The organism is Martelella sp. HB161492 (assembly GCF_013184775.1).
GTDB lineage: Bacteria > Pseudomonadota > Alphaproteobacteria > Rhizobiales > Rhizobiaceae > Martelella.
The window spans coordinates 315899-329378 of the sequence record NZ_JAATVV010000005.1; the positions used below are offsets into that span (position 1 = coordinate 315899).

13 protein-coding genes are annotated in these 13480 nt (G+C 61.1%); 4 read left to right on the top strand and 9 right to left on the bottom strand.

Going from position 1 to position 13480, the window contains the following annotated elements; all coding sequences use genetic code 11:
- The first annotated feature begins 8 nt into the window (after window positions 1–8).
- Complete coding sequence (locus HCK86_RS10780) at window positions 9–1220, top strand: HlyD family efflux transporter periplasmic adaptor subunit (protein WP_176084454.1); 1212 nt, start codon at window positions 9–11, stop codon at window positions 1218–1220.
- The gene (locus HCK86_RS10785) at window positions 1210–2556 is read left to right on the top strand and encodes a hypothetical protein (RefSeq protein WP_176084455.1); all 1347 of its coding nucleotides are present in this window, start codon (window positions 1210–1212) and stop codon (window positions 2554–2556) included. Before HCK86_RS10780 ends, HCK86_RS10785 begins: the two co-directional genes overlap by 11 nt.
- A gap of 42 nt (window positions 2557–2598) precedes the next feature.
- On the opposite strand, the gene HCK86_RS10790 is transcribed toward HCK86_RS10785, so the two are convergent.
- From HCK86_RS10790 to HCK86_RS10825, 8 genes are all read right to left on the bottom strand, one after another.
- Window positions 2599–3810, bottom strand: coding sequence for a 3-hydroxybenzoate 6-monooxygenase (locus HCK86_RS10790; protein ID WP_176084456.1), 1212 nt, complete (start codon window positions 3808–3810; stop codon window positions 2599–2601).
- A gap of 154 nt (window positions 3811–3964) precedes the next feature.
- Window positions 3965–5227, bottom strand: coding sequence for a TRAP transporter large permease (locus HCK86_RS10795; RefSeq protein WP_176084457.1), 1263 nt, complete (start codon window positions 5225–5227; stop codon window positions 3965–3967).
- Window positions 5224–5718, bottom strand: coding sequence for a TRAP transporter small permease subunit (locus tag HCK86_RS10800; protein ID WP_176084458.1), 495 nt, complete (start codon window positions 5716–5718; stop codon window positions 5224–5226). Before HCK86_RS10800 ends, HCK86_RS10795 begins: the two co-directional genes overlap by 4 nt.
- Window positions 5715–6701 (bottom strand): TRAP transporter substrate-binding protein, encoded by a 987-nt coding sequence (locus tag HCK86_RS10805; RefSeq protein ID WP_176084459.1) that lies wholly within the window; start codon window positions 6699–6701, stop codon window positions 5715–5717. Before HCK86_RS10805 ends, HCK86_RS10800 begins: the two co-directional genes overlap by 4 nt.
- A gap of 69 nt (window positions 6702–6770) precedes the next feature.
- Window positions 6771–7418, bottom strand: coding sequence for a maleylacetoacetate isomerase (gene maiA / locus HCK86_RS10810; protein WP_176084552.1), 648 nt, complete (start codon window positions 7416–7418; stop codon window positions 6771–6773).
- A complete protein-coding gene (locus tag HCK86_RS10815) occupies window positions 7418–8119 on the bottom strand; it encodes a fumarylacetoacetate hydrolase family protein (protein ID WP_176084460.1) in 702 nt (233 codons plus the stop codon). The genes maiA and HCK86_RS10815 overlap by 1 nt, the downstream gene beginning before the upstream one ends.
- Before the next feature lie 33 nt (window positions 8120–8152).
- On the bottom strand, window positions 8153–8737 hold the full coding sequence (locus HCK86_RS10820) for a maleylpyruvate isomerase N-terminal domain-containing protein (protein WP_176084461.1): 585 nt from the start codon (window positions 8735–8737) through the stop codon (window positions 8153–8155).
- Complete coding sequence (locus tag HCK86_RS10825) at window positions 8734–9810, bottom strand: cupin domain-containing protein (RefSeq protein ID WP_176084462.1); 1077 nt, start codon at window positions 9808–9810, stop codon at window positions 8734–8736. The genes HCK86_RS10820 and HCK86_RS10825 overlap by 4 nt, the downstream gene beginning before the upstream one ends.
- Before the next feature lie 213 nt (window positions 9811–10023).
- Between HCK86_RS10825 and HCK86_RS10830 the strand changes: the two genes are divergently transcribed.
- Together HCK86_RS10830 and HCK86_RS10835 are read left to right on the top strand one after the other, a co-directional pair.
- Window positions 10024–10503 (top strand): MarR family transcriptional regulator, encoded by a 480-nt coding sequence (locus HCK86_RS10830; protein ID WP_176084463.1) that lies wholly within the window; start codon window positions 10024–10026, stop codon window positions 10501–10503.
- Window positions 10504–10577: 74 nt separating this feature from the next.
- Window positions 10578–11555, top strand: a complete 978-nt coding sequence (locus tag HCK86_RS10835; protein WP_176084464.1) for an oxidoreductase — start codon at window positions 10578–10580, stop codon at window positions 11553–11555.
- A 27-nt stretch (window positions 11556–11582) separates the two neighbouring features.
- Here HCK86_RS10835 and HCK86_RS10840 read toward each other — a convergent pair whose 3' ends face one another.
- The gene (locus HCK86_RS10840; protein ID WP_176084465.1) at window positions 11583–13316 is read right to left on the bottom strand and encodes a hypothetical protein; all 1734 of its coding nucleotides are present in this window, start codon (window positions 13314–13316) and stop codon (window positions 11583–11585) included.
- Window positions 13317–13480: the final 164 nt, after the last annotated feature.

The window sequence follows — 13480 nt, forward strand, 5'->3', positions numbered from 1 at the left end:
AGATGTCGATGCGTCGGATTGTTCTTGCTGTTACCGCGCTTTGCGGTCTTGGCGGCGGCGTCTGGTTTGCGTTTGCAGACGGCGCGGCCGTTCTGCGTGGAAAGGCCGTTGCCAACACGCCGCCGCGCCAGGTGTTCGATGTCACAACGCACCTGTTTGCCGAAACGATCATTCGGCGCTGCCATATCGACTACGGTGCGCCGGCGGCCCTTTCCGCGCCGGTTGATGGCAGTCTGTCAGCCGATGTCAGCGACGGTGCATTTGTGCCGGCAGGCACAGTGATTGCCAGCTATGACCGGGACAAGCTGCAAAGCGATGAAAAGCTCGCCCGGCTGGATCTCGGCAACCTGAAAGCGCAGCTGGCGTTCAAGACCGGGCCTGCCCTGACGGAAAAGGAGGCGATCCGCCAACTGGAATGGCAGGACGCGGATGAAACACTCAAGCGGCAGGAAACGCTGCTTTCAGAGATTGCCGATCTCGAGAGAAAGGGCAAGATTGCGCCCAGCAGGGTTGAAGAGGCGCAACTGAAACGGGATGCCGCCGCCAAGGCGCTGACGCGGCTTCGTCACCAGCAAAGCTTCGACCGGGCGCAGGAAAAGCTCGATATTGACGCGCTGCATTACAATATCGCCCGTTCCGAACAGGCGCTTGCGGAGATCGACAAACGTCTTGAGGCTATGGTTCTGCGTGCGCCGGACGCCGGCCGGGTGGTATTTGCCGACCCGCATTTCGGCGCCGCTGAGGCCGCGCAGGTCAGGGCCGGGGCGAAAATCGCCGATCTCGTGCAGCCGGATCTGCTGGGGGCGACGGTGCGGATCGATGATGCCGACATGGCCGTCGTCGAGAATGCCGACGTCACGGTGCTGTTTGCTGCAGACCAGGCTGCGAGAAAAGCGAAAATCGCCACCACCCGTCTGGTAAACGACACGCTGGAACAAAGGCGTGGTCGCTATGCCTATGATGTGGATATCGTCTTTGCTGCAGAACATGGTGCGGATCTTCTCCACAGCCAGGCTGTCTGCCGGTTCTCAAAACCTTTGGGCGGTCCGGAACCCGCCATTCCGGCCGATGCCCTCCGGTTTGAGGCGGGCAAGGCTTACGTGCAGCGGCTGGATGCGGGTGGCCAGACGCTGGTTCATGTCGTTCCCGGCGAAGTCGACGGCCAGTTTGTCCGCATTCTTTCAGGCCTGAAGCCCGGTGAGCGCGTCCTTGAGCAATAGCAAAGGTCACAGCATAGGCCGCATGCGGCTGGGTCAGGCCGGGCAGAGGGTGGTAGCGCTTCTGGCCGCCGTATCGCTTGTCGCCTGCGCGTCACCGGCGCTGAAAAGCACGCGCGTGGATATTGAGGTTCTGCAGCAGACGATTTCTGACGCACCGGCGCAAGTGCCGGCCAGCGATGTCGGTCCGGTCCTGCTGGTCGATACGGCGCGTATTCGTGGTCAGGATATCCTCAAGGCGCGCATCGCCAAGGCCGGAGCAGAACTGGCGCTGGACGCGCGCAAGTCCCAGCGTTATCCGCGCATCTCGGCCGAAGCTCGCAGTTTCGTGACCTATGATCGCAGTGGCGGTCTGACGACGAGCAATAATGTAATCCTCGGGGTCGATTGGGATATCGCCTACACATTGCTCGGTCTCGACAAGCACGCGGTGGAAATTGCGGAGAAGCTGATCCCGGTTCAATACGAGCTGACCCGGCGCAAGGCGCTTCTGACGCTGCTGCAGGCCTATGCCGCGCTGAGCGAGATGGAGCTTTCCCGGCAGAAGGCGGGCCTCGAGGCTGATGCCCTGGCCTGTAAGGCTGAGGCGCTGAAGGCGGAAAGCGCGCTGGGCAATGTTTCTTCTGCCGAACTGTCAGACCTCTCAGTCCAGCTTTCGGCCGCCAGAAGCGAGGCAAGTGCCATCGCGGCTGCAATGGAAATCCAGGAGGATAAGGTTCTGGCACTCGCAGGGCTCGAAGGGCGCGGCGACACGATTGATGCCGGAAAACCGGTCTACCCGGCGCTGAACTTTCTGCCTGATCCTGCAACGGATGACGGCCAGATGTGTTTTTCTGCCTCTGGCAACAGCCAGCTGGAGGATCTGCTGGTGGAGGCGGCCGTGGCGCAGCTCGATCTCGCCAAGAAATCGCGCTACACCAAGCTGACGGCGGCCTTGCCGAGTTTTATGAGCCAGACCGGCGGTCTGAGCTTCCAGTTTCTGGTCGGCTATGTGCTGCCGATCATTGATCAGGGTGACAGCATCAGGCTGACCGAAAAGGCCCGGCTGGAGCTTCTGCGGACTATCCTGGCCGCCAAGGAAAACCGCCAGACCTTCCTTGGGACCTATCAGGATACCCGCCTCAAGATCGCATCGCTTAAGCGTGATCTTGCCGCGGCGGAACCGCGGGTGAGTGCCGCCGCAGCGGCACTTGAGAGCCTTCCAGAGGCCAGCCGCTGCGGCGGCAAGGTCGCCCTGGAAGAAGCAAAGCTCGCGCGCGCCAGGGCCGCCTTTGCAATGAGCATGGCCAGGGCGGCGGCGAAATTGCTCTGTGCCCCGCTTCAGGCCGATCCACCCTGAAGGTGCCGGCAGCGCGGTGCGCGACCGGCATAGCGGTTGCGATCAGGCGGCAACAGCCCCTTCGAGCCCGGTGGAGCCATAAAGCCAGGCGATGATATCGTACCAGTCAGTGGGTGATTTCGAACGCATTACAGCATTGCGAAGGCTCGCATGGGCGCCAGCCGGGTGGTAGACATGCTGGCCGATCTCGCGTGATTGCAGCTGAACCCGCGCTGTGCGCAGATACCGCAGATCCTGATACCGCTTCAGCGCCAGATCCTGGTCATCGCCTTCCTCGCCAAGCACATGCGCCATGGCGACGGCATCTTCCATTGCCATGCAGGCCCCTTGCGCGAAATACTGCATCATCGGATGGGCTGCATCGCCGAGCAGGACGACGCGGCCATCGACCCAGTTGTCGACCGGATCGCGATCACATAGGACCCAGCGTTTCCAGTCCTGACCGCGCTCGATGATCTGGCGGGCAACCGGCGCCACATGTTCGAAGCCCTTTCGCACCTCTTCATGGCTGACCGGTACGCCGGCCTCCGGTGAAGGGGCGTGATTGTGATAGGTGACGACAAGATTGAACAGCTTCCAGCCGCGCAAGGGATAATGCACGATATGACATTTCGGCCCGGCCCATAGCGTGGCGGCATTCCAGCGCAAATCCTCCGGCATGTCCTCGGTCGGGATCACCGATCGATAGGTCGTATGGCCGGAGACGCGCGGCGCGCCGTCTCCGACGACCTTCTTGCGGACATTCGACCAGAGCCCGTCCGCGCCGATCAGCAGAGACCCGCTCAGCCGTTCGCCATCCTTTAGGATCGCAGTGACCGAACTGCCATCCTGTTCGTAGTCGACGACTTCGGCATTGGTGCGCAACGTGACCAGCGGATGATCTTCGCAGGCCTTCAGGAACACGCCATGCAGATCGCCGCGATGGATGACCGCATAGGGGTTTTTGAACCGGGTGCGAAAGGCATCATCAAGCGGAATGCGGGTGATCTCGGTTCCGTCGATGGCATCCATCAGCCGAAGATTGTCGATATAGACGGCAATTGCCCGCGCCGCATCGCCAACGCCGAGATAATCAAACGCGTGAAAGGCGTTGGGGCCAAGCTGGATGCCTGCGCCAATCTCGCCGAGTTTCGGTGCGCGCTCGAGCACCAGCGATTTCAGTCCCTTATTGGCAAGGCCGATGGCCGCGGCCAGGCCACCGATCCCCCCGCCAGCGATCAGGATGGGGTGTGTTTCATTTGTAAATTTCGACATGGCAAGTCTCCTCCGTTTGCCCGAAGCTCACGCTTCGCACTGTCACGATGATTTCGGTTTTAGGTTGCCGGCGGCCCGGATCGGGCCGTTTCGGTATTCCGGCTGTTGCTAAGTCTGGCGCTTGACAGTCGGAGCGCCGGTTTCCCCCATCCATTCAGAACGGGTGAACCATCCAGGGTATGAAGACGACCGCGAGAATGACGGCGAGCGTCGCCAGCACATAGGGCAGCACGAGCTTTGACAGCCGCATCACCGGCACTTTCGACAGGGCCGCGGCGATATAGAGCCCCGTTCCCACCGGCGGGGTCAGAAGGCCCAGTACCAGTGTCATGGCGAGGATCACGCCGAACTGGATCGGATCGATCCCATATTGGCTGATCGCCACCGGCAGCAGGATCGGCGTCAGGATAATGAGCGCTGCGATACCGTCCAGGAACATGCCGACGATGAACAAGAAGACGACGATCAGCAGCAGGAACAAGGTCGGATTATCCGTCAGCGAGACGATGAAATCGGCGACATGCTGCGGCACCTGATTGAAGGTCAGCACCCAGCCGAAGATTTTCGCGGCGACGACGAGAAAGAGCACGATTGCCGAGTTGGCGACGGTACGGTCGATGATCGCCATCAGGTGCTTCAACGTCTGGCCGCGGAATTCGAGCACGGCAAAGAAGAGCGCCACGACAATGGCGGCGGCTGCCGATTCCGTCGGGGTGAAAATGCCGAAGGAAATGCCGCCGACAATAACAACCGGGATCGACATGGCGGCGAGGCCGGGAATGGTTGCCGCAATCTTCTGCTTGAGGTTCAGCCGCTCGGTGGTACCGTGCTGCCTGTGATTGCGCATTGCCTGCCAGAATGCCAGCAGCAGGATCAGCACGAACAGGGCCATTCCCGGGACGATGCCGGCCATGAACATGTCGGCGATCGACACCTGGGCGATCACACCGAAGATGATGAACAGCATCGACGGCGGAATGATCGGGCCGAGTAGGCCCGCCGATGCCGTCAGGCTGGCGGCATAGCCGCGATCATAGCCATCGCGCTCCATTTCCGGCACGACAACGCGGCTCATCACCGCCATCTGCGCGGTCGCCGAACCCATGATCGCCGCCAGAGCCAGGTTGGAAATCAAATTGACGATGACGAGATTATGCGGAAGCCGCGCGATCCAGACCCGAACGGATGTGATGATGCGACGCGTCAGACCGCTTTCATTCATGATCTCGCCCAGAAGGATGAAGAGCGGGATGGCGAGAAGGTCGAAATTCTCGACCGAGCCGAAGGAGATCTGGGGGATCGCCGCGATCAGCTGTTCACGCCCGGACATGAAGATGAAGACCAGTGTCGCGCCGATCAGCACAAAGGCCACCGGCATACCGGTCAGAAGCAGAACGAGGAAGGAAAGGCCGGTCATGCTGTTTTCTCCCTCAGCGCAGCGGCTGCGCGGGCCACATGGGCGCTCGCATGGATCAGCGCCGAGGCGCAGAAGATCGGGAAGATGGTGAAGAACGGCGCCTTGGCCCATCCGGTGGTGATCACCTGCTCGAAGGCAACGACAGGCGAACGGACCCAGGCAATGCCGGCCTTCAGCAGGATGGCGAGCATGATGGCGATGAGCGCCCAGACGATCAGGTCGATGATCTTGCGATAGGGTTCGGAGAAACTGTCGACCAGAAGTGTCACGCCGATCTGCGCACGGGTATGGATCGAGATCGAGGTGGCGATGAAGGCGAGCCAGACGAGCATGATGGCGGCGAGCTCCTCGGCATAGATGAGCGGTCTGCCGGCGAGATAGCGCATGCCGACATTGGCGACGATCAGTCCGACAAATCCCACGACCAGGATCCTGCTGGCCCAGCGTTCAAGCTGGGCCAGGCCGGCCGAGATTTTGCCCAGAGGGTTCACTTGGCCTGCTCCGCGACCTGGGTCTGAAATTCGCCGATCAGCGGATAGGCGGCAAAGCTCGCATCAACCGCCTCATTGGCTTTGGCGAAGGCCTGCTTGCCGTCGGTGAGCCTGGTGACGGTCATGTCCTTTTCCAGCGTTGCCAGATTGGCCGCCTCAGCCGCGATCTGCTGCTCCGAGCCCCAGGCAAGCGCCTCGGATGCCACCGCCTGGAAGGCATCCTGTTCGTCCTTGCTCAGGCCGGACCAGGTCATGTCGGACACCATCATCACGGCCGGGAAAGTCATGTGGCTGGTGAGCGTCAGATTGTGGGCGACCTCCTGAAATTTCAGGCCAACCAGTGCATCAAGATCGATGTCGACGCCATCTAGGAGGCCGGTCTGAAGTGCCTGATAGACCTCGGTCAGGTTCACCGGCGTCGGAACGGCGCCGACCGCCTGCCACCAGACCTTCATCGCCGGAAAAGGCACGATGCGGATCTTCTTGTTCTGCAGCGCCGCAACATCGGTTGCCGGTTCGTCGCGCATCAGGATATGGCGCATTCCGGCAAAGGTGTAGCCCATGCCGTGGAGCCCCGCTTTGTCAAGCTCGCCGAGCATCGCCTGGGCCGCGGGCGTATCGGCGGCGCTGATCGCGGCAGAGACATCGGAAAACAGATAAGGTGTGAACCAGCCCTGAAGCGAAGGCGCGCGCAGCGAGGTGATTGCCGCCGTCATCAGGCCGGCATCCAGGAGGCCGGTCGACATCTGCTGGAACATTTCCTGTTCCGTGCCGAGCTGGCCGGCGGGGAAGATGGCCAGTGTCAGATCGCCATGGGTGGCTTCGGGCAGTTTTTCGGCCATGCGCTCCGCGACCTTGGTCCAGACATGGCTTGGCGGCGTGATCAGGCCCATGCGCAGTTCGCGCGCTTCGGCGGCAAAGGGGAGCGCGAGCAGGGTGGCGGTGGCAAGAAGGGCCTTCAGGCCGAAATTCGAAGTGGTCATGGTTTCTCCTCCTGATGTTCATGACGCCGGCAGGCAGGACCCTCCTCGGCCCTGCATCTGCCGTTTTATTCATCCCTCCGCGTCTGGCTGGTTCCGCGGATGAGCATTGGCAAAGGCCGGCAGGGCATCAGCCGCTGCAGCTATTTCCTGAAGCCGTGGCATGGCAGCAATGTCAACGCCAAAGCGATGGGCCGAAAAGACCTGCGGAATGAGGCAGATATCGGCAAGTGTCGGCTGTTCTCCAAAACAGAATGTCGACGGGGGCTGCTCTTCCAGAAGTGCCTCGCAGGCGGCGAGGCCATCGCCGATCCAGCGGCCGCACCAACGGTCAAGCGCAGCCTGGTCGGCGCTGAATTCGCCCTTGAGATAATCGAGCACCCGGAGGTTCTGGAGCGGGTGAACGTCGCAGGCGATCACCTGGGCGAAGGCCCGGACTTTGGCGCGAAGGTCTTTGTCCTCGGGGATCAGGCGCGCCTTCTCCGGGAAGGTCTCGTCCAGCCATTCGATGATGGCGAGCGACTGGGTCAGGGTCAGGTCGCCATCTTCCAGCGCCGGCACAAGCGCCTGCGGGTTTTTCGCACGATAGTCCGCCGTTTTCTGCTGACCGCCATCCTTGCGCAGATGCACCGAAACGAAGTCGTAGCCGATCTCCTTCAGATTGAAGGCGATGCGGCAGCGATAGGCCGAGGACGAGCGGAAATAGCCGTAAAAGCGGATCATTCAGCCGCTCCGATTGTCAGCCTGACGGGCGCCAGGCCATCAATGCCGCCAGTGATCACGTCGCCGGCAACGACCGCGCCGACGCCGGCGGGCGTGCCAGTCATAATCACATCGCCGGGTGCGAGGTGATAGAATTTCGAAAGATCGGCGACAATCTCGTCAACCTTCCAGATCAGGTCGGAAAGATGGGCATCCTGTTTGACATCGCCATTGACCTCGAGGTGGATCCGCTGCGGGCCGATCTCGCCGACGGCGTCTGCCCTGGTGATCGCCGCGAAAACGGCTGACTGCTCGACATCCTTGCCAAGATCCCACGGTCGCTGCTTGGCGCGGGCGACAAGCTGCAGATCGCGTCGTGTCATATCGAGGCCGCAGGCATAGCCATAAATGGCGGTGCGGGCGGCTTCCCGGTCTGCCCTGAAGATTGCAGCGCCGATAAAAATGACGAGTTCCATCTCATAGTGGAAATTTCCAGTGCCCGGCGGATAGGCAATTGTGGCGCCCGAGTCCTCGGTCGCCAGCGCCGACTTGGTGAAATAGAAAGGCGCCTCGCGGTCGACCTCGACCCCCATTTCTGCAGCATGCGCGGCATAGTTCCGGCCAACGCAGAAAATGCGATGGACCGGATATTCGGCCGCCTCGCCTTCAACAGGAATGGTCGGCCATGCGGGGGAGGGAAACAGAGCCTCTTTGGTCATCGGTAAATTCCTTTCACGTCGTCATGCCGCCTTTCACGCGGCAAATTCATTGCATCCGGCAGCAAGCAGCGCTGCCGGCAGATCGCGCTTGCGCGCGCCATTGTTGAGCTCGAAGGCCGCCGCCCAGATGAAACAGGCTCTGGCGCGCACCGTATCGGCAAACGGGTGCATGGCTCCATCAATGCCGGGAACGGCAGCCTGCCAGCCATGGCCTGGAAGATCGCGCCAGACCACGTTCAGATGCACGCTTGCATGATCGAACAGATGTCTGAGCGCCCGGGCGGGCAGGGTGGCGCCGAAATCAATCATTGCCTTATGCTCGGCCAGGGTGTCGTGAAGCGGCGGAACGGGTTCTGCCGCCGTAATGGCTTCTGCTTGTCGGGCGATGGCGCGGGCCTGATAGGAAACGGCGCAGACCACATGAGCGGGCGTCAGTCCATCAGCACGCAGCGGCTGATAGAGATTTCGATCGGAAAGACGGTTCAGAAACCGCGCGAAATAGGCCGTGCCTGTGCGGGCAAGATGCAGCATCTCCGCAGGGGCTTCCGGCGCATCATAGCGCGCACCGGGCCCCTGCCGCTCGATCAATGCGCGTCGGGCGTCATCAAGGCCTGTCATGCCGCGGTGTCTTCGATCAGCGTGCGGGCGAAATTCAGCCGCTCCATGATCGGCGCATCGGAAAAGCGGAACAGGTCGAATTGCGTTTCCGCTTCCAGCGCCCAGGGCACCCAGGAGGGAATGACGAAGATGTCACCCTTTTCGAGCGTCTTGCGTTCGCCATTCATGACGACCGCGCCATGGCCTTCAAAGACCTGAAACACGGTGGAGCCGACCTCGCGGCGGGTGGCCGTTTCAACACCGGCCCGCAAACGGTGGAATTCCGCCCTGATTGTCGGCATGACATCGCCGCCGGTGGTCGGGTTGACATAGCGGATGGCGGCGTGACCCTGGGCATAGGTGGCAGGCTGGCCCTCTTCTTCCAGCAGAAGCTGTTCGGTCAGCGCCCGGTCGGTATAGTCCCAGCGATAGGCGCCGATTGGCGAGCTTACCGAATTTTCGAGGCCCGAAAGCGGACGCAGGCCCGGATGGCACCAGAGCCGCTCGCCGCGCGAGAATTCAGGTGTCGCATAATCGGTCACCCGGTCGGAGCCATATTCGAAGAAACCGACATCATTCTGATAGGAAAAAGGAATGTCGAGGCCATCGATCCAGGCCATTGGCTGGTCGGTTTCATTGTGATGGCCGTGGAAATTCCAGCCGGGGGTAAGCAGGAAGTCGCCGCGGCTCATGCGCACCGGATCGCCGTTGACCACCGTCCAAACGCCTTCGCCCTCGACGACGAAACGGAAGGCATTCTGCGCGTGGCGATGTTCCGGCGCCGTCTCCTTCGCGCCGAGATACTGGATGGCGCACCAGAGAGTCGGTGAGATGTAAGCTTCTCCACCAAGGCCGGGATTGGCAAGACCGATCGCGCGGCGTTCGCCGCCGCGCCCGACGGGGACCAGTTCACCCGACTGCTGTGCCAGCGGATAGAGATCTGCCCATTTCCAGACATGTGCCACAGCTTTCGGCTTCGGATGGACCGGCATCAGATCGCCGATCTGGGTCCAGAGCGGGTTAAGGTGGTTCTGGCGAAAGGCCTGGTAAAGCGCGCGGAGCTCGGCGCTATCTTCGGGCTGCGACATATCCATCGAACATCTCCTCCTTAGCTCGATATTATGGGTCGTATACTTACCATCTTGATCGTTGTCAATAAATAATGTGTATACTTACTATTCTGCGGGGAAGCTACGAAGTCGCGGGCCACGCCGTGCTGCGGGAGGGACCGGAGGTTTTCAGCCTTGAGACGCGGAGCGGAGGGAAAATGATTTCGTTTTGCGACCGGATAGGCTAGAGGGGAAAACATGACCAATCTGGACGACTTACCGGGCCACCTGATCCGCCGTCTGCAGCAGATCGCGGTGTCCGCCTTCATTACGGAGACGAGCACGGCGGGATACGAGCTGACGCCCGTGCAATTTGCAGTGCTGGCGATGCTGGAAAACCATCCGGGCATCGACCAGGCGACGCTGGCCGGACTGATTGCCTATGATCGGGTGACCATCGGCGGCGTGATTTCGCGGCTCGAAGGGCGCGGTCTGATCGAGCGGCGTATCAGCCCTTCGGACCGGCGCGCACGCACTCTGAAACTCTCCGACGAGGGCCAGCGTTTTCTTGATAGTGTCCGGCCGTCGGTCTTCAAGACGCAGAAGATCATCCTCAAGGAGCTTTCAGCTGCTGAGCGTGAGACCTTTTTGGTGCTCCTGCGCAAGCTGACGGATGCCAATAACGAATTGTCGCGCGCACCGCTGCGGCGCGCCCCGGATGACACGACCCGCGGTTGAGCCTGTCTTCAGCGGTGTGCGTTGACAGTGCTGCCTGTCTTGGCAACACTGGGCCTCTTTTTCGGGAGGCTTCGATGAGTGCATCAGATCAGGTTCCGGTTGGCTCCGGATTTTCGGCGAAAAGCACGGCTGCAGAGGTTCTGGCGGATATTGAACTGGCCGGCCATACGGCGATTGTCACGGGCGGCTATAGCGGCATAGGACTTGAGCTCGTCCGCGCGCTTGCGGCGAGGGGCGTTCACGTCATCGTCCCGGTGCGCTCACCTGAAAAGGCGGCAGGTGCCCTTGGCGGGATCATCGGTGATGTGGTGACGATGCCGATGGATCTGGCGGATCTTGCTTCGGTGCGCCGTTTTGCCGAAAAGGTGGATGCTGAGACGCCGAAGCTTGATTTTCTCGTCAACAATGCCGGCATTATGGCCTGCCCTGAAATGCGGGTCGGGCCGGGCTGGGAAATGCAGTTCGGTGTCAATCATATGGGCCACTTTGCGCTCACCAAGGGGCTTTGGCCGCTGTTGCAGCGCTCGCCGGCTGTGCGGGTGGTGTCGCTGTCATCCACCGGCCACAAGCTTTCCGGCATCCGCTGGGATGACATGAATTTTCGCGACACGCCCTACGACAAGTGGCTTGCTTACGGCCAGGCAAAGACAGCCAATGCGCTGTTTGCCAACGCCCTGTCGCGCCGACTCCGTGACAGTGGCGGCCTCGCCTTTTCCGTGCATCCGGGTGGCATATTCACGCCGTTGCAGCGCCACCTGCCGAAGGAGGAGATGATTGCGCTGGGCTGGCTCGGGACCGATGGCGAGCCGTCGGAACTGGCCCGTCAGGGGTTCAAGTCGCCGGAGCAGGGCGCGGCGACGAGCGCCTTTGCGGCGACCTCGCCACTGCTTAACGGCAAGCCCGGCGTCTATTGCGAGGATTGCGATATCGCCTTGCCAACCGATCCTGACAGTCCTTATGCACGCTATCGCGGCGTCAACGCCCATGCCACCGATGACGATGCCGCAGAACGGCTCTGGACGATCAGCGAAGAGTTGCTGTCCGGGGCGTGAGCGCCGCCTCAAGAGACCGCGCCGGGGTCAGCCGTTGCTTTCATTGCCATCCGTGACACGCATGGCGAGGAAGGCAAGGATGAAGTAGCAGATGGTACAGACGATGGCGATGGTCTGGAAGCCGGAGCGCATGGCCGCCAACGCACTGCCGTCGGTGTCGGTGCCCGCAATGCTGAACGAGGCGGCAAGCATGGCCAGCAGTGTGATGCCAGCACCGGCGAGCAGCCACTTGGCAAGCCGGGCCGTCCTTTCGTTGGACGGATCGTCTTCGTCGTTGGCCAGTTCCTCACGGATTTCCCGCTTTTCTTCATAGGCAGACAGGGCTTCCTCCCGTTTGGCCTGCTGCGCTTCCTGCTTGGGCCACTTCTCGCGAGCGCCAAGCCAGGAGGCGGCGAGGGGATAAAGCGCGAGGCAGATCAGATATTCGGGGATGAAGATGAAGTAGAAGCTCACCGCTTTGGTCATCAGCATCGTAACGGCGAAGGCAAGAGCGACCAGCCAAGTCAGAAGTGCCGCTGTATTCATGCTGTGACGATGATAATTTGACCAGTAGCGGGTCATGCCGAGACGCGGCAGAAGATAATGCTCGGCGATGACGATCGCGCCGATCGGCGAGAGCAGCATGGCACCATAGACCGTCAGTGGCATGACGGAGCGGGCGACAAAGGGGAAGCAGGCGGCGATTGCAATCACGAGCCCGACAAGGGCGGTGACATTGCGGCGGGACATGTTGGGCAGAAGCGTGCTGGCCGCGAGCCCAGCGCGGTAAAGGCAGGCATTTGCCGTGGTCCAGCCGGCGCAGATGACGACGAAAATGCCGACAAATCCAAGCGTGGCAAAGGCAACATCGGCGGAATCGAGTCCGGTCAGCGGCTTGCCGACGAGAAAGGCGGCACCTGCTCCCATCAGGCCGGCGGAGATCCAGCCGACATAATGGCCGAGAAACATGCCTACACTTGAAAACAGGCCATAGGATTTGCGCCTGGCAAAGCGGAAGATCGCCATGTCAATCAGGCCGAGATGCACCATGGCGCCATTGGCCCAGGCAAAGGCGGCCACTTCCCAGACCGAAATACCCTTTTCGCCTTCAGGTGTCGTACCCGTCCAGATCGTGTTGTGGGCTGTTTCCAGAAAGCCGGAAAAACTGCCAAAGCTGGTGGTTCCGTGGGTTTCCAGCGCCAGAGCGGGAAGGGCGATGGCAGCGCCGCAGATGAAGCAGACCAGCATCCAGGGCGAGCAGATCGTTGCGAAGTTCGCCATCGCTTCGAAGCCGTTTGCCGCCACGACGACAACGACGACGGCCAGAAGCAATGTCACCAGGATGAACATGCCCGAGGTCGGATACCATTCAAGCTGGACGGGAAGACCGAAAGCGAAGCGCAGCGCATAGGCCGAAACCGTGATCATCGCTGCCGCCAGCGAGCCGTAGAATATCAGGATCGCAAAATTATAGATCTTGCTGAAATAGGGCCCGGTGATCTGCTCGAGATAGAAAAACAGTGACCGTCTCGTTTCGACGGCAAGCGGTGCGGTCACCAGTGTCCAGCTGAGCACCGCCAGCAGATTGCCGATCAGAAGACCCAGCAGCACTTCCTTGGTTCCAACCCCCATGGTGACGAAGGTGACGCCGATGATGAACTCCGTCGCGGCGATATGTTCACCGCCAAACAGGCCGGCAAAATAGCGCCAGCCCCGGACATGGCGGGCCGCTGCCGGGATGGCATCTTTCAGATGGCGGTGCTTTTCATGCGAATTCGTCAATGAAGGCTTTAGGGAAGGGCTGGAACTGTCTGCAATCGACATCAATACCTCTGGTCGTTGGTTGTCGGCCCTGCGTGAAGCAGGGCACAATGCGCCAGGCTGAAGGTCATGGGTGCCCGGCAGCCGGACTGTTTTCCGGCTGGCAAATGCCTTGGGTTGAATTT